Genomic DNA, 16,723 nt, shown 5'->3' with positions numbered 1-16,723 from the left:
GCGTTATCCCAGTTTACGTGCGCCTGCCGTATCTAAACGACAAATATGAACGAAGCCTTCATCATTTTGCAGATAGTTCTGGCGAAGCCAGTCTGCCATCCGCTGTGCCGTATCCAGCTGATTGCACACGGCAAACAGCGTCGGCCCTGAACCCGAAATACCGCAGGCCAGCGCGCCGATATCGGCCGCCGCCTGACGTGCTTCGGCAAAGCCGGGCAGCAGTCGGGTACGGTAAGGTTCAGCAATCACGTCCTGCATCAGCTTCGCGGCCAGTGCCGGCTGCTGCGTGTGGCAGGCATGTATAAAGCCGCCGAGGTAGCGACCGTGACGAATAATATCCTCTTTGCGGTACTGCGCCGGTAAAATCGCGCGCGCCTCGGCGGTAGAGACTTTAATCCCCGGATACGCCATCACCCACAGCCAGTCATCAAAGCCTGGCACGGCCTGGCTGATAATGCCGTTTTCTTCCAGCATCAGCTGCATGCCGCCGAGGAAGCACGGGGCAACGTTATCGTAGTGAACGCTGCCGGAGATCCGCCCTTCCAGCTCGCCCATCAGCGCCAGAAGTTCGGTATCGTTCAGCGGCTTACCGCAGAACTCGTTCATGGCCATTAAACCGGCAACGACCGAGCAGGCGCTGGACCCGAGGCCGGAACCAATCGGCATGTTTTTTTCCAGCGTCATCGCCACCGGAACGCGCTTGCCGATCGCTTCACAGAAGCGGTCCCAGCACTGATAAACAATGTTTTCTTTCGGATCGGCGGGCAGTTTGCTGACAAAGCTGCCTTCATTGCGCAGGCTGAACTCATCAGCCGCTTCTACGCTGACGCAGTCGCCCAGCAGCGTGCCATCAATCGGCGATACCGCCGCCCCCAGCACGTCGAAGCCGACGCTGACGTTGCCAATTGAGGCAGGGGCATGAATCTTAACCATGTTTAAACTCCCAACTTCCACGACAGAGTGCGTAACAGATCGGCAAACACGCCCGCCGCGGTCACATCATTACCGGCACCGTAACCACGCAGCACCAGCGGAATTGGCTGATAGTAACGGCTGTAGAAGGCCAGCGCGTTTTCGCCGTTTTTCACTTTAAACAGAGGATCGTTACCGTCTACGGCATCGATCTTCACTTTACAGACGCCGCCCTCTTCAATCGCGCCAACGAAGCGCAGGACTTTGCCCGCATCACGCGCCGAGGCAACCCGGGCCGCAAACGCATCGTCCAGTTCCGGCAGGCGAGCCATAAAGGTATCGACATCGGCAATCGCGGTAAACTCTTCCGGCAGCACGGCTTCGATCTCAATATCATCCAGTTCCAGCTGATAGCCTGCCTCACGTGCCAGAATCAGCAACTTACGCGCCACGTCCATCCCGGAAAGATCGTCACGCGGGTCGGGCTCGGTAAAGCCCATCTCACGCGCCATGTTGGTGGCCGCAGACAGCGATACGCCTTCGTCCAGCTTACCAAAAATAAACGACAGCGAGCCGGAGAGAATACCGGAGAAGCGAAGCAGTTCATCACCGGCGTTCAGCAGGTTTTGCAGGTTCTCAATCACCGGCAGACCGGCACCCACGTTGGTATCGTACAGGAACTTACGGCGTGATTTCGCCGCCGCTGCACGCATCTGCTGGTAATAACTGTACGACGAGGTGTTGGCCTTTTTGTTCGGCGTCACCACGTGGAAACCATCGGCCAGGAAATCGGCGTAGCGGTCGGCAACCTGCTGGCTGGAAGTACAGTCAACGATCACCGGGTTAAGCAGATGATACTCTTTGGCCAGGCGCTTCAGCCGGTCCAGATCGAACGGCTCTTTTGTCGCCTGCAGCTGTTCCTGCCAGTTTTCCAGTGGAATGCCGTGAACGTTAGTCAGCAGCGCACGCGAATTGGCAATGCCGCACACGCGCAGATCGATGTGCTTGTTCTTCAGCCACGCCTGCTGGCGATGAACCTGATCGATTAATGCACCGCCCACGCCACCCACGCCGATCACAAACACCTCGATCACCTGATCGGTGGCGAACAGCATCTGATGCACCACGCGCACGCCGGTGGTCGCCTCATCGTTGCTGACTACGGCGGAGATAGAGCGCTCGGAAGAACCCTGCGCGATGGCCACGATATTGATGTTGGCGCGGGCCAGCGCGGAGAAGAACTTGGCCGAGATCCCGCGCAGTGTGCGCATGCCGTCGCCGACCACGGAGATCACTGCCAGCCGCTCCATCACGTCCAGCGGCTCCAGCAGGCCGTCTTTCAGCTCCAGATAGAATTCATCTTCCAGCACCTTGCGCGCACGTAACAACTCGCTCTGAGACACGCAGAAGCTGATGCTGTATTCGGATGATGACTGGGTGATCAGCACCACGGAGATGCCGCTGCGGGACATAGTGGCGAACACGCGCGCCGCCATGCCGACCATGCCTTTCATTCCCGGACCGGAAATGTTGAACATTGCCATATTGTTCAGATTGGTGATGCCTTTCACCGGCGTGTCGTCATCGCTGGCGCTGTCGCCGATCAGCGTGCCCGGAGCCTGTGGGTTGGCAGTGTTTTTAATCAGGCAGGGGATTTGGAACTGGGCGATGGGTGCGATGGTGCGGGGATGCAGAACTTTCGCGCCGAAGTAGGAGAGCTCCATGGCCTCCTGATACGACATCGACTTCAGCAGCCTGGCATCCGGAACCTGGCGCGGGTCGCAGGTATAAACCCCGTCGACGTCAGTCCAGATTTCGCAACAGTCGGCGCGCAGACAGGCGGCCAGCACGGCCGCAGAGTAGTCGGAACCGTTACGGCCCAGCACCACCAGTTCGCCGCGCTCGTTGCCGGCGGTGAAACCGGCCATCAGCACCATATTGCTGGCCGGAATTTTACTGGCAGCAATGCGGCGAGTGGATTCCGCGATATCCACGGTGGATTCCAGATAGTGCCCAATCGCCAGCAGGTTTTCGACCGGGTTGATCACGCTAACGCCGTAGCCGCGCGCCTGCAGAAGGCCTTCCATAATCGCAATCGAGAGTTTCTCACCGCGGCAGATGATGGCGGCGTTAACGCTGTCCGGGCACTGGCCCAGCAGGCTGATACCGTGCAGAACCTGCTTAAGCTGCGCGAACTCCCGATCGACCACGCCCTTCAGGCGGTCGAAGTCGAAGCCCGGCTGGGCTTCCGCCAGCCCCTGTAACAGCTCGGCAAAAATACGCTCGGCATCGGTAATATTCGGCGCCGCATCCTGCCCGCTGATAGTTTTTTCAATCATCGCCACCAGATGATTGGTAATTTTTGCTGGCGCGGACAATACGGTAGCAACCTGTCCCTGCTGTGCATTGCTTTCCAGAATGTCAGCCACACGCAGAAATCTTTCCGCATTGGCTACCGAGGTTCCACCGAATTTCAGCACTCGCATGTTCAAACTCTCCTGAATTTTTCACGAAAAAAAAGCCCGCACTGTTCAGGTGCGGGCTTTTTTCTATTTTACTCTTTATGCGTCAGCCCGCACCGTTACCTGTGGTAATGGTGGTGGTGGTGGTGGTAATAATGATTGTGGTAATCAGGCTGTTTTTACGCATTTTAGATTTATCGTCTGTCTGTCTGTAAAATCTGTCGGCCTTCAGAAGTAAAGCAATTGCCCCACTAAGTCAATTTTTTTATCGCCAGTGGCCCACCGGCCCGGCGACGTCAGTTGAGACAAATTTAGCCTGATGCCGATCTGTTCTGTTATCTCTGCGAAAGTTGGCAGTAAATCACGCCATCAATCCGGGATTAACCAGCGTTTTTATCTGCCAGCTTTTTTTCCACATCGTGAAGTAAACGGTGCAGCATTGCCGTATCGCGCTGCTGTAGCAGACCGAGGCGCTGCTGAAGCCAGTCCGCCAGTTTAACGTCATCCGCCACTTCCAGCGTCTCCAGCAGCTGCTGCGCACGCTGGCGTAGAGCCGCCAGTTGAGGAACCTCTGCTGCCGGTTCTGCGGCCGCACTGACCTGGCGCAGCGCCGAAAGCTGATAACAGAAGACCATTACCGCCTGGCCCAGATTCAGCGAAGGATAGTCCCCGGCCATCGGGATCCCGGTCAGCAAATCGACCTGCTCCAGCTCGTCATTAGTCAGGCCGCTATCCTCCCGTCCAAACACCAGCGCGGCGCTGCCGATCCACTGCTGCTTTTCTTCCAGCACGGCTTGTACCTGCTGCGGCGTGGCGTAGTAGCGAAACTTTGCCCGGCTGCGGGCGGTGGTGGCGATGCTGAAGTCGATGTCCTCCAGCGCAGCGGCCAGAGAATCCCAGCGGGTGGCGTTATCGAGGATTTCCGTCGCACCGTGGGCAACCCGCCTGGCGGCCTCGTCAAGATGCACATCGCTGCTGACGATACGTAACTCGCTAAATCCCATGGTTTTCATCGCGCGCGCAGCGGCACCGACATTTTCAGGACGAGCGGGGGATACAAGAATAAGAGGAAAACGCATAACCGCCTTTACTATTAACAAAACCCGGGCGGATACTTTGCCATGCCGGCCGCGCAAATGACAGAAAGTGATATTTAACAACTCGCCAACAGCACCACGGTAGCAATTTAAAAGCGGTGAATCTGATGTTACACTAGCCTTCTGTTGAATAAGCAATAAAAACCTGATGTTACGTAAATAAAACCAGTTTTATCAATTGATTAACAATTGTTAAATGTATAGCGAACGTTAGTTTAACCTCCCATGATTAATCGTTAGCATTTGGCTCCGTTTGTGAGCTAAGCTGGCATTCTGGGAAGAGTTTTTCACAAAACTGTTAACGTGCTACAATTGGTTTGATATAAGTCAACTAAGCGTTATTTTATTGCTTAATGGTTGTTGCCAGTGCTGTTATGTTGCCGTTGTTGCAGTTAGGATGTATGCCGTATTTGCACTGCCGGGGCATTCAGACGCCACCCGTTTGGCTACGCTGACCATGTTGTTGACAGTAACTTAGGTGTATCCAGAAAATTATTCTGTACTGCTGTTCTTTTACCGCTGATTTTTAACATCAGCCACGCGACAGCGGTATGTCCTGTTCCAGTTTTGTTGGCAATTTTAGGTAGCGAACACATGCAGACCCCGCACATACTTATCGTTGAAGACGAATTAGTCACTCGTAATACACTCAAAAGTATTTTTGAAGCCGAAGGCTACATGGTTTATGAAGCTACGGATGGTGCCGAAATGCACCAGATCCTGACGGAAAACGACGTCAATCTGGTAATTATGGACATCAACCTGCCCGGTAAAAACGGCCTGTTGCTGGCACGTGAACTGCGTGAGCAGGCCAATGTCGCTCTGATGTTCCTGACCGGTCGCGACAACGAAGTCGACAAAATTCTCGGTCTGGAAATCGGCGCTGATGACTACATCACCAAGCCGTTTAACCCACGCGAACTGACCATCCGCGCCCGCAACCTGCTGTCGCGCACCATGAATCTGGCCGCAGTTAGCGAAGAGCGCAAGCTGGTCGAAAGCTATCGCTTCAACGGCTGGGAGCTGGACATTAACAGCCGCTCGCTGATCAACCCACAGGGCGAACAGTACAAGCTGCCGCGCAGCGAATTCCGTGCGATGCTGCACTTCTGTGAGAATCCGGGGAAAATTCAAACCCGTGCCGATCTGCTGAAGAAGATGACCGGTCGCGAGCTGAAGCCGCATGACCGTACTGTGGACGTCACCATTCGCCGCATCCGTAAACATTTCGAATCAATTCCGGATACCCCGGAGATCATCGCCACCATTCACGGCGAAGGTTATCGCTTCTGCGGCGATTTGGAAGATTAACGGAAACCGTATTGAATCTGAATGGGCCGAATTTATTCGGCCCATTTTTTTGCTCAGAATCAATTAGTTCCGCAGATCACTTACCGCCCCATGGAATAATCGGCACCGCGCTGAGTGCATTTTTCGGCGAGCCGTCAACGACCTTGTCGGAATAACTCAGATAGATTAAAGCATTACGATTTTTGTCATAAAAGCGGACAACCTGCAGCTTTTTAAATACCAGCGAAGTACGCTTGCGGAAAACCACTTCACCATTCGATTTTCCCTGGGCAATTTTATCTGAAAGCGTAACAGGCCCCACCTGCTGGCAGGAAATAGCCGAGTCCGATGTATCCTCGGCAAGCCCCAGCCCGCCCTTGATGCCGCCGGTTTTCGCCCGGCTCAGATAGCAGGTGACATTCGTCACATCCGGGTCATCAAATGCCTCAACGACAATCTTATGATCCGGGCCAAATAATTTGAAAACCGTGTCAACCGAACCGACCTCTTCAGCCTGTAAAGAGAATGAAACCAGCGCGACTGAAGCGACTATTAACAATTTTTTAATTGTCATGACGTTACCATTTCAAAGAAAATAGCCAACATTGTATGTCATCTCGGATGACATACATAGCTCACGGCTACTCACGCGAACGACTATCAATGAGTAATTGATTCAGCACATTCTTAAAACTATAACCGCGTACTTAACTTTTGCTTTTAGTGCTACTATCCACCGACTTTGCTTTTTTGCTGCAACACTGAACTGAGTAGAATTGAGGACGATTTATGGACCAAGCCGGTATCATTCGAGATTTGCTTGTCTGGCTGGAGAGCCACCTGGATCAACCGCTGTCGTTAGATAACGTCGCGGCGAAGGCAGGCTATTCAAAATGGCATTTACAAAGAATGTTTAAAGACGTCACGGAGCACGCGATTGGTGCCTATATCCGTGCACGTCGGTTGTCGAAAGCGGCGGTTGCCCTGCGGTTAACCAGCCGTCCGATACTGGACATTGCTTTACAGTACCGCTTTGATTCGCAACAGACCTTTACCCGGGCCTTCAAAAAACAGTTTAACCAGACCCCAGCCTGGTATCGCCGGTCATCCGACTGGAACGCATCAGGTCTGCGCCCCCCTATTCGCCTTGGAGATTTCAAACTCCCGGAGCCGACGTGGGTCAGCATGCCCGAAACAGCGTTACTTGGGCAGACGCAGAGCTACACCTGCACTCTGGAACAGATTTCCCGTTTCCGCGACGACATGCGCCTGCACTTCTGGCGGCAGTTTCTGACCGAAACGGATACGGTTCCCCCGGTGCTGTACGGTCTGCACCAGTCACATCCCAGTTCTGAAAAAGATGACGAGCAGGAAATTCTTTACACCACCGCCGTTATGCCCGATCAGAACTCGAGCCAGCTACTCTCGGCACAGCAGGTCACGTTGGAAGGGGGGGACTACGTGCAGTTCACCTATGAAGGATCCACCAGCGGGCTGCAGGATTTTGTCCTGCTGCTTTACGGCACCTGTATGCCGACTTTGCAGCTTACCCGCCGTCACGGTCAGGATATCGAGCGCTTCTATACCCACGGCGGTAAGAAACGTGCTGAGCCACCGACGGAGATTCGCTGCGAATATCTGATCCCTATCCGACGCATGCCGGAGTAAGCAGGGGAAACAGTAAGGGGCCGGTCATACCGGCCCTTTTTTATTTAGCGCTGCAGTTCGTCTAGCGCGGGCTCGTCCAGGTGGGTGATATCCCCGGCGGTTTCCACCACCCAGCCGGAGGCCAGCCACGGGCTTTCCTGGTGCTCGATACGTGAAATCGAACAGTTACGTAGCCGCAGTCGGCGCTCCGCGTTAGCCGGCAGGCCGAGGATGGTGCTGAGCAACACACCCAGCGCCATGCCGTGGCTGACCAGCAGCGGGCGACTTCCCTCTGGCAGATCCAGACAGGCGTTGAGGGCCTGATGCATACGCTCTGCCATCTCACTCATCGATTCACCCTGCGGGATGCGACCATCCACGGTGCCGTCCACCAGCGCCTTGCGCCAGCTTTCTTCTTCCGGGTTGAGTGAATCCAGCGCGCGCTGTTCCAGCACGCCCATATTCAGCTCGCGCAGTCGCGGATCGACGGTAACATCACAGCCGCAGGCGTCGGCAATAATCTCAGCGGTACGGCGGGTACGACCCAGATCGCTGGCGATCACATGGGTAATTCCGAGGCTTTTAACGCGCTCTCCCACCTGATGTGCCTGTAATTCTCCCTTTACAGTCAGCGCGCTGTCTGACTGCCCCTGAATGCGACGAGCGGCATTCCAAAGCGTTTCTCCGTGGCGAACAAGATAGACCTGTAACATACGTTTTTCCGTTATACTGCGATTATTTACGTAAAGGGTTCAAACAATTATGTACCATGTTGTCGCTGCTACCAGCAATCCTGCCAAAATTAAGGCAATTACCCAGGCCTTCAGCGATATTTTCGGAGAAGGATCCTGCCACATTGAGGGTGTTGAGGTCGACAGTGGCGTAGCGGCACAGCCCATTACAAATACAGAAACGCGAACTGGCGCACGCCAGCGAGTGATGAATGCCAGACAGGTCCGACCTGAAGCCGACTTTTGGGTGGCGATTGAAGCCGGAATCGAAGAGGATACGGCCTTCGCCTGGATGGTGATTGAGAATCATAAGCTACGCGGTGAATCCCGTTCCGCCAGCTTTACGCTGCCCGCCATTGTGATGAAGGGTATACATGAAGGGCGCGAGCTGGGCGAGGAGATGGCGCGTCTGACCGGCATCGATAATATCAAACAGAAAGGCGGCGCTATCGGAGCCTTCACCGCCGGGCATCTGACCCGCACCAGCGTGTACCACCAGGCGCTGATCCTCGCCCTCTGCCCGTTCCATAACGACGTTTACAGCCAGCCGGTTTAAACCCGATCGCTGCCATTGAGCAGTTGCGCTTCCAGCCAGGCTTTCAGAGCCGGGGGCGCACTTTTCAGGCTGTTCGATCCGCGCGTAATGGTGGCGATCCCTGCACCCAGTTCGTTCTTCAGCTCGCGCTGGCTCATCTCGCCGCGCATCAGCTCTTCCACAATCCTCAGCCGGGTGCCCAACGCTTCACGCTCGTCCGGGGTCAGCATCAGCTGGAGCAGCGGCAGGTGCAGTTCGCTCTGATAGGCGCGCTGCATCAGGACGACAAAGCGCAACCAGTCTTCATTTGGGGGTTCAACGGATACCGGAACAGGGGAATCATCGGTCATGATGGGTTGCCATACTATTTAACTAGTACAGAAGTGTAGCATCATCCCCGCCATACTTGAAGCCGCAACTGCAACAGCCGCTGCGGCCTGAGAAGCCCTTTAATAACGCTGCTGCCACTCGCTGTCGGCAAACAGCTTGTCCGGCTTATTAAGGAAATAACGGTAATAGGCGTCATAGGCCAGCACGTTTTTCACATAGCCGCGCGTTTCTGAAAACGGAATGGTCTCAATAAACGCCACCGGATCCAGACGCCCGGCGCTGTTGCCCTGCCAGGTTCTCACCCGGCCCGGCCCGGCGTTGTAGGCGGCAGACGCAAAGATGCGGTTCTGTCCGAACTGCTGATAGACCGATTCCAGATACTGCGTGCCAATCTGAATATTGGTTTCCGGATCCAGCAGCTGGCTGCTGTTGCTGTAGCCGCTGATGCCGAATTTGGTCACCGTATGCTGGGCGGTGGCCGGCATCACCTGCATCAGCCCGGAAGCGCCAACCGGCGAGCGGGCTTTCGGATTCCACGCACTTTCCTGGCGCGCAATGGCCATCGCATAGCTTGGCGGAATGCTTTTCCCGTCGATGTAGCGCTCAAACTGGCTCTGCCACGCCAGCGGGAAGCGCTCCTGCAGGCTGTTCCACAGCTTACCGGCAATGGTCGCCTGCACGCTGAGATCCCACCAGCCCTGCTTCAGCGCATAGCTGGCCAGCATCTGCTGCTGACCGGCGGTGCGGCTGCCAATCAGATAGCTCCACTCGCTGCGCGCCAGATTATCCATGCCCCAGTACATCAACTCGCGCACCCGGGCAATTTCCGGCCCGGTGGTCAGCGCGCCGTCAATTGCCGGAGCCTTATCAATCTGCAACGGATATTCCACGCCCAGCCGCTGTGCGGCCACCATCGGATAGAAGCCGCGTTCCTGCATCAGCTTGCGCAGAATGCCTTCGGCTTCGTCATTGCGACCGCGTTCCAGCAGCAGGTCAGCCTGCCAGTACTGCCACTCGTCTTTCTCCTTCGCTTCCACCGGCAGGCGGGCAATCCAGGTATTCAGGCCACGGCGATCGTTGTTGCCCAGCGACATCCGCACCCGGCGCTCAACCAGCGAGGTCGAATCACTGCGCATCACCACATCATCACGCCAGCGGCCCTGTTCGCTGGTAATGTCGTTACCCATCATCCGCCAGGCCACCGCCTCTTTCAGCTCCTGCACCTGCTGCTCGTCGAGCTTCTGCTGCACCGTCAGCGAAGGGATCATCTGCCGCGCCAGTTCCGCATCGGTGCGTGCCACGCTGGCAAAGGCAATCGCCGTCGCCTGGCGGGTAAATTCAGTCGGACCAACGCTGGCCGCGAAGGTCTGAAGGGTCATCGGGTCGTTTTGCAGGTTCATTACCGCGCTGGCGATGGTCTGATAATCATCCGGCAGCTGCTTCGCCAGATAGTTAACCAGGCTACCGTTGCCCGCCTTCATCGCCAGGCGAATACGCTCCAGCGTGGTGATCGGATTTTGCTGCCCGGCCTGCTGCCAGACGGTGAAAAGTTTGTCGCAGGTGGCGGGCAGGGACGAGCCGGTCAACCAGATCTCTTTGGCGCCCTGCCAGGCCACCTGCTGCTCGCCGGTAGCCCATTTGGCGTAATACCAGTTACAGCGTGCGGCAACGGGCTTCGGGGCCTGCGGGCTGAATACCAGCAGCCCGCGCCAGTCTTCGCGGCGCGCCAGCTCATTAACAAACCGGGCCGGCAGCGAACGCACGGGCGGCAGCGTCGGATAGCGCTGGATAAAGGCGTTCACCGCCAGGCCGGTTTCCTGGCCCAGATCCTGCGTCAGCTGGCGATACTCCAGATAGGGATAAAGCGGATAATCCTGCAGGGTGGGCATCAGCTGCGCCACGGTATCCATCTGTTTGCTATCCCAGGCCTGCTTAATCTGTAAATAGCGGGTGCGCTGCGCATCCAGCGAATCTGCCTGCACGCTGCCTGCTGCCACCACCAAACAGGATGCTACTGTCCACAACTGCCACTTGTCCGCCATGACCTTCCCCACCTTACTTTATTAATCCTGAATACCTGAAACGACCCCCTTCATGCTAACCAGGTACGGCCGGTTGCGCCATGTGGCGAACAAATATTTACCGAAATCCCTTCAGCGCCCCATTTTTGGTCAATCGCTGCGCGCTGATTGTGCACACCAAAACGCAATAATAATAAAAACCACTACTATTCAGTTAGTTAAAAACATGGCACGCGCTTTGCTCTGTTGAATTCCATCTTGTATACCAGACGGAATTCAACATATGGCTTTAACCACAGGATTTACGTTACAGGACTGGCAGCATCACTATCAGCAGCATCCTGACTCGGTGCTGTCCACGCTGGAGTCGCTGCTCGCCGGGCTCTCCATCGCCGATAATGCCTGGCTGTACCTCGCCTCCCCCGCGCAGCTGCGGGCGCAGGTTGAACCGCTGCTGGCGGCCTGGCAGCAGAACCCGGCCTCGCTGCCGCTGTTTGGCGTTCCCTTCGCGGTTAAAGACAATATTGACGTCGCGGGCTGGCCGACCAGCGCCGCCTGCCCGACCTTCACTTATCAGGCCGAGGCCGATGCAACGGCGGTAGCCAGACTGAAGGCGGCCGGTGCCGTGGTGATGGGCAAAACCAACCTCGACCAGTTCGCCACCGGTCTGGTCGGCACGCGCTCGCCTTTCGGCGCGGTATGCAACACCTTTAATGCCGAATACGTCAGCGGCGGTTCCAGCTCCGGCTCCGCATCGGTGACCGCGCGTGGACTGGTTGGTTTTGCCCTCGGGACCGATACCGCCGGTTCCGGCCGCGTACCCGCCGGCTTTAACAATATCGTCGGCCTGAAGCCGACCAAAGGCTGGCTGTCGGCGACCGGCATGCTGCCCGCCTGCCGCCTGAACGACACCATTTCGATTTTTGCCCTGACGGTGGAGGATGCCTTCCTCGTCGCCAGCTGCGCCGGATGCTACGACAGCCAGGATGCCTATTCGCGCATTGACCCGGGCCTGGCTCCGGCCGCCCTCTCCACCGCGCCGCGCCTGGCGATTCCGGCTATCCCGGAGTTCTTCGGTGATGCCCAGGCCGCCGCCGCGTGGGAAGCCGCGCTGGCAGCACTGACCGCCGGAGGTGCAACGCTGCATCCGATTGATTTCACCCCGTTCCACCAGTTGGCCGAGCAGCTTTACTACGGCCCGTGGGTGGCCGAACGCACCGTGGCCGTCGGTGACATGCTTAACCGGCCGGACGAGATGGATCCGGTGGTGTACGGCATCGTCAACAGCGGCCATAACTACAGCGCCGTGGAAACCTTTAAAGCCGAATACCTGCGCGCCGAGCTGACCCGCCAGATCCAGCAGACGCTGAGCCAGTTTGACGCGCTGGTGGTGCCGACCTCGCCGACCATTCACACCCTCGAAGAGATGAAGCAGGAGCCGGTGCGCTACAACTCGCAGTTCGGCACCTACACCAACTTTACCAACCTCGCCGACCTGTCCGCGCTGGCGCTGCCCGGTCCGTTCCGCGCCGATGGACTGCCTGCCGGGATCACCGTGATCGCTCCGGCCTGGTACGACCGCGCACTGGCGGAGTTTGGCCGCCGCTGGCAGCAGCAGCAGGCGCTCAGCCTTGGCGCAACCGGGCTGCCGCAGCCCGCAGTTGCCACTTCATTACCTGCATCACCGCTGCATGTGCGCGTGGCGGTGGTCGGTGCTCACCTGACCGGCATGCCGCTGAATCATCAGCTGACCCGCCGCGACGCGGTGCTGATAGAAGAAACGACCACCGCCGCCTGCTACCGGCTGTATGCGCTGGCCAACACCACGCCGGCAAAACCCGGACTGGCGAAAGACAGCGCGGGCGCGGCGATTATCGTTGAGCTGTGGGATATCCCGCTGGCCCGCTTCGGCGAGTTTGTCGCGGAAATCCCGGCCCCGCTGGGTATTGGAACGCTGGAACTGGCCGATGGCCGCACGGTGAAGGGCTTTATCTGCGAACCGGCAGCACTGGCCGAAGCGACTGAAATCACCGCATTTGGTGGCTGGCGCAACTGGCTGGCCCGTCAGGAGACGTCACATGTTTAATACCGTACTGATTGCCAACCGCGGCGAAATCGCCTGCCGCGCCATCCGCACCCTGAAGCGCCTGGGGATTACCAGCGTGGCGGTGTTCTCCGATGCGGATCGGAATTCCCAGCATGTCAGAGATGCCGATATTGCCATCGCGCTGGGCGGCGAGAAGGCCAGCGACAGCTACCTGAAAATTGACAAGATCCTCAACGCGGCGCTGGAAACCGGCGCTCAGGCCATCTGGCCGGGCTACGGTTTTCTGTCAGAGAGCCTGCCGTTTGCCGCCGCCTGCGAAGAGGCCGGCGTGGTCTTTATCGGCCCGACCGCGCATCAGATCGGTGAATTTGGCCTGAAGCACCGGGCGCGCGAACTGGCCGCCGCCGCAGGCGTGCCGATGACGCCGGGCACGCCGCTGCTCTCCTCGCTGGATGAGGCACTGACCGCTGCAGAACGCATTGGCTACCCGATTATGCTGAAAAGCACCGCAGGCGGCGGCGGCATCGGTCTGACCCGCTGTGAGGACGACGCCGCGCTGCGCAGCGCCTGGGAGAGCGTCCGCCGCCTCGGCGAGCAGTTCTTCAGCGATGCGGGCGTGTTCCTGGAACGCTGTATCGATCGCGCCCGCCACGTTGAGGTGCAGATCTTCGGTGACGGCCAGGGCAAAGTGATTGCCCTCGGCGAACGCGATTGCTCACTTCAGCGCCGCAACCAGAAAGTGGTGGAAGAAACCCCGGCACCGAGCCTGCCCGCCGCCACGCGCAGCGCGCTGCTGGAATCCGCCGTCAAGCTGGGCGAGCTGGTGAACTACCGCAGCGCCGGCACCGTGGAATATATCTACGATGCCGCCCGCGACGAGTTTTACTTTCTCGAAGTGAATACCCGCCTGCAGGTGGAACATCCGGTCACCGAATGCGTCACCGGCCTGGACCTGGTGGAGTGCATGCTGCAGGTAGCCGCAGGCGAGCAGCCCGACTGGGCGCGTATGGCTCAGGCTCCGCAGGGAGCCTCGATTGAGGTACGCATCTACGCGGAAGATCCGCTGAAGAACTTCCAGCCCAGCCCCGGCGTACTGACCGAAGTCAGCTTCCCGGATGACGTGCGCGTGGACAGCTGGATCACCACCGGTACTGAAGTTTCCGCCTTCTACGATCCGATGATCGCCAAGCTGATCGTTCATGCCGAAAACCGCGGTGCGGCGCTGAAAAAAATGCAGATCGCGCTGAATCAGACCCGGCTGCACGGCATCGCCACCAACCTCGACTATCTGCGTCAGGTTGTCGCCACGGACGCCTTCCACAGCGGTAAGGTGTGGACGCGCATGCTGGACAGCTTCAGCGCCGCGTCGCCGGTGATTGAAGTGATTCAGCCGGGCACCTGGAGCAGCATTCAGGACTATCCGGGCCGCCTTGGCTACTGGGATATCGGCGTGCCGCCTTCCGGCCCGATGGATGACTACGCTTTTCAACTCGCCAACCGCATTGTCGGAAATGCGGAAGAGGCCGCCGCGCTGGAGTTTACCCTGCAGGGGCCGACGCTGCGCTTCCACAGCGATGCGCTGATTGCCCTGACCGGGGCGCGCTGCCCGGCCACGCTGGACGGTGAAGAGGTCGTTTACTGGCAGCCGCTGGCGGTGAAAGCGGGACAGACGCTGACGCTGGGCCGCGCGCAGCAGGGCTGCCGTACCTACCTGGCGGTGCGTAACGGTTTCGACGTGCCGGAATACCTCGGCAGCCGTTCGACCTTTGCCCTCGGCCAGTTTGGCGGCCACGCTGGGCGCACCCTGCGCGTCGCCGATATGCTGGCGATTTCGCAGCCCGAGCTGGAAGCCTGCACCACCCCGGCTCCGGTCAGCGAGCCCCGTGCGCTGCCTGCAGCCGCGCAGCCGGTCTACGGCGATGAGTGGCGCATCGGCGTGCTCTACGGACCGCACGGCGCACCCGACTTCTTTACCCAGCAGTCGATTGATGAATTCTTTGCCAGCGACTGGCACGTTCACTACAACTCTAACCGCCTTGGCGTTCGTCTGGTGGGACCGAAACCCGGCTGGGCGCGGGTTAACGGCGGCGAAGCCGGGCTGCATCCTTCCAACGTTCACGACTGCGAATACGCTATCGGCGCAATCAACTTTACCGGCGACTTCCCGGTGATCCTCACCCGCGACGGGCCGAGCCTGGGCGGCTTTGTCTGCCCGGTGACCATCGCCAAAGCCGAGCTGTGGAAAGTCGGCCAGGTGAAACCGGGCGATCGTCTGCGCTTCCACCCGATTAGCGCGGAAGAAGCTCATGCGCTGGAGCAGGCGCAGGCCCGCAGCGTGGAAAACCTGAGCGCGCTGCATCTGCCGAGCTTTGCGGTGCCGTCGCTGGCGGAAACCGTCCACGGTTCCGCCACCATCCTCGCCTCACTGAAAGCCACCGCCACCACGCCAACGGTGGTCTGGCGCCAGGCGGGCGACAATTACATCCTGCTGGAATACGGCGATAACGTGCTGGACCTGGCGCTGCGCCTGCGTATCCATCTGCTGATGACCGCGCTGCGCGAGTACGGCCAGCCCGGCGTTGAAGAGCTGTCGCCCGGCGTACGTTCGCTGCAAATCCGCTACGACAGCCGCATTCTCAGCCAGAAACAGCTGATGACGCTGCTGCAGGAGCTGGAGAAGAACCTCGGCGATGTCAGCCGGATGAAGGTGCCGTCGCGCATCGTGCATCTGCCGATGGCCTTTGAGGACAGCGCCACGCTGGGCGCGGTGGAACGCTATCAGGAAACCGTGCGCGCCAGCGCCCCATGGCTGCCGAACAACGTCGACTTTATCCAGCGCATTAACGGCCTCAGCAGCCGTGACGAAGTGAAAGACACGATCTTTGACGCCAGCTACCTGATCCTCGGCCTGGGCGACGTTTACCTCGGCGCACCCTGTGCCGTACCGATCGACCCGCGCCACCGCCTGCTGAGCTCGAAGTACAACCCGGCGCGAACCTTCACCGCCGAAGGCACCGTCGGCATTGGCGGCATGTACATGTGCATCTACGGCATGGACTCCCCCGGCGGCTATCAGCTGGTGGGCCGCACGCTGCCTATCTGGAACAAATTCCTGAAAAACGCGCAGTTTGCTGCGAATGAACCCTGGCTGCTGCACTTCTTCGACCAGGTGCGCTTCTACCCGGTCAGCGAAGCCGAGCTGGATGTGCTGCGCGACGATTTCCGTGAAGGCCGCGCCAGCGTGCGTATTGAGCACACCGAATTCGACTTTGCGGAACACACGCAGTTCCTCGCCGATAACGCCGGGTCTATCGCCGATTTCCGCCGTCGCCAGGCCAGCGCTTTTGATGCCGAAGTGGCGCTGTGGGCGCAGGAAGAGGAAGGCGCACCGCTCAGCAGCAGCGAGAATCTGCTGCCGCCGGAAGAGGACGACAGCGCCCTGCAGGTCAGTGCCGATATGAACGGCAACATCTGGAAAATTCTGGTGCAGGAAGGTGACGTCGTTGAGGCCGGACAGCCGCTAATCGTGGTAGAGGCAATGAAAATGGAGCTGGCAATCAACGCACCGCAGGCCGGTCGGGTAAAACGCATTGGCTGTCAGTCAGGCCGTCCGGTCAGTCCGGGCGATGCGCTGCTGTGGCTGGAATAGGG

12 protein-coding genes and 1 other annotated feature are annotated in these 16,723 nt (G+C 58.5%); of the genes, 5 read left to right on the top strand and 7 right to left on the bottom strand.

All coding sequences use genetic code 11. The features are described 5' to 3' along the window. Window positions 1-3: 3 nt before the first annotated feature. The 3 genes from thrB to EC836_RS20250 all read right to left on the bottom strand — a co-directional run bounded on the left by thrB (window position 4) and on the right by EC836_RS20250 (window position 4,453). Window positions 4-933, bottom strand: a complete 930-nt coding sequence (gene thrB, locus EC836_RS20265) for a homoserine kinase (RefSeq protein ID WP_123336438.1) — start codon at window positions 931-933, stop codon at window positions 4-6. Between the two features lie 2 nt (window positions 934-935). Further along, window positions 936-3,398: a bifunctional aspartate kinase/homoserine dehydrogenase I gene (gene thrA / locus EC836_RS20260; RefSeq protein ID WP_123336436.1), complete on the bottom strand. Its 2,463-nt coding sequence runs from the start codon at window positions 3,396-3,398 to the stop codon at window positions 936-938. Window positions 3,399-3,423: 25 nt separating this feature from the next. Then, window positions 3,424-3,539, bottom strand: a sequence feature (Thr leader region). A gap of 215 nt (window positions 3,540-3,754) precedes the next feature. Further along, a complete protein-coding gene (locus tag EC836_RS20250; protein ID WP_123336432.1) occupies window positions 3,755-4,453 on the bottom strand; it encodes a tRNA/rRNA methyltransferase in 699 nt (232 codons plus the stop codon). 612 nt (window positions 4,454-5,065) lie between these two features. On the opposite strand from EC836_RS20250, the gene arcA reads away from it, so the two are divergent. Further along, window positions 5,066-5,782 (top strand): two-component system response regulator ArcA, encoded by a 717-nt coding sequence (gene arcA / locus EC836_RS20245; protein ID WP_123336430.1) that lies wholly within the window; start codon window positions 5,066-5,068, stop codon window positions 5,780-5,782. A 76-nt stretch (window positions 5,783-5,858) separates the two neighbouring features. Here the strand turns inward: arcA and creA are convergent, their stop codons facing one another. After that, window positions 5,859-6,335 carry a protein CreA gene (gene creA / locus EC836_RS20240; RefSeq protein WP_123336428.1) on the bottom strand — a complete coding sequence of 159 codons (477 nt, stop codon included), beginning with the start codon at window positions 6,333-6,335 and terminating at the stop codon, window positions 5,859-5,861. A 215-nt stretch (window positions 6,336-6,550) separates the two neighbouring features. On the opposite strand from creA, the gene robA reads away from it, so the two are divergent. After that, window positions 6,551-7,429, top strand: coding sequence for an MDR efflux pump AcrAB transcriptional activator RobA (gene robA, locus EC836_RS20235; protein ID WP_123336426.1), 879 nt, complete (start codon window positions 6,551-6,553; stop codon window positions 7,427-7,429). 44 nt (window positions 7,430-7,473) lie between these two features. Here the strand turns inward: robA and gpmB are convergent, their stop codons facing one another. Continuing rightward, window positions 7,474-8,121: a 2,3-diphosphoglycerate-dependent phosphoglycerate mutase GpmB gene (gpmB, locus tag EC836_RS20230; RefSeq protein WP_123336424.1), complete on the bottom strand. Its 648-nt coding sequence runs from the start codon at window positions 8,119-8,121 to the stop codon at window positions 7,474-7,476. A 49-nt stretch (window positions 8,122-8,170) separates the two neighbouring features. Between gpmB and yjjX the strand changes: the two genes are divergently transcribed. Then, entirely contained in the window at window positions 8,171-8,695 is a 525-nt protein-coding gene (gene yjjX / locus EC836_RS20225; RefSeq protein WP_123336422.1) for an inosine/xanthosine triphosphatase, read from the top strand. On the opposite strand, the gene trpR is transcribed toward yjjX, so the two are convergent. Together trpR and sltY are read right to left on the bottom strand one after the other, a co-directional pair. Beyond that, a complete protein-coding gene (trpR, locus tag EC836_RS20220; RefSeq protein ID WP_123336420.1) occupies window positions 8,692-9,024 on the bottom strand; it encodes a trp operon repressor in 333 nt (110 codons plus the stop codon). The genes yjjX and trpR overlap by 4 nt on opposite strands. Before the next feature lie 99 nt (window positions 9,025-9,123). After that, complete coding sequence (sltY, locus tag EC836_RS20215; protein WP_123336418.1) at window positions 9,124-11,046, bottom strand: murein transglycosylase; 1,923 nt, start codon at window positions 11,044-11,046, stop codon at window positions 9,124-9,126. Window positions 11,047-11,308: 262 nt separating this feature from the next. Between sltY and atzF the strand changes: the two genes are divergently transcribed. Beyond that, window positions 11,309-13,111, top strand: coding sequence for an allophanate hydrolase (atzF, locus tag EC836_RS20210; protein ID WP_123336416.1), 1,803 nt, complete (start codon window positions 11,309-11,311; stop codon window positions 13,109-13,111). After that, window positions 13,104-16,721, top strand: a complete 3,618-nt coding sequence (gene uca, locus EC836_RS20205) for an urea carboxylase (protein ID WP_123336414.1) — start codon at window positions 13,104-13,106, stop codon at window positions 16,719-16,721. Before atzF ends, uca begins: the two co-directional genes overlap by 8 nt. Window positions 16,722-16,723 lie beyond the last annotated feature (2 nt).

Origin of the sequence: Erwinia sp. JUb26 (genome assembly GCF_003751505.1) — a bacterium.
Classification (GTDB): domain Bacteria; phylum Pseudomonadota; class Gammaproteobacteria; order Enterobacterales; family Enterobacteriaceae; genus Erwinia.
Note: the sequence above shows the minus strand (reverse complement) of the source record. Positions and strands in the feature narration are given on the sequence as shown.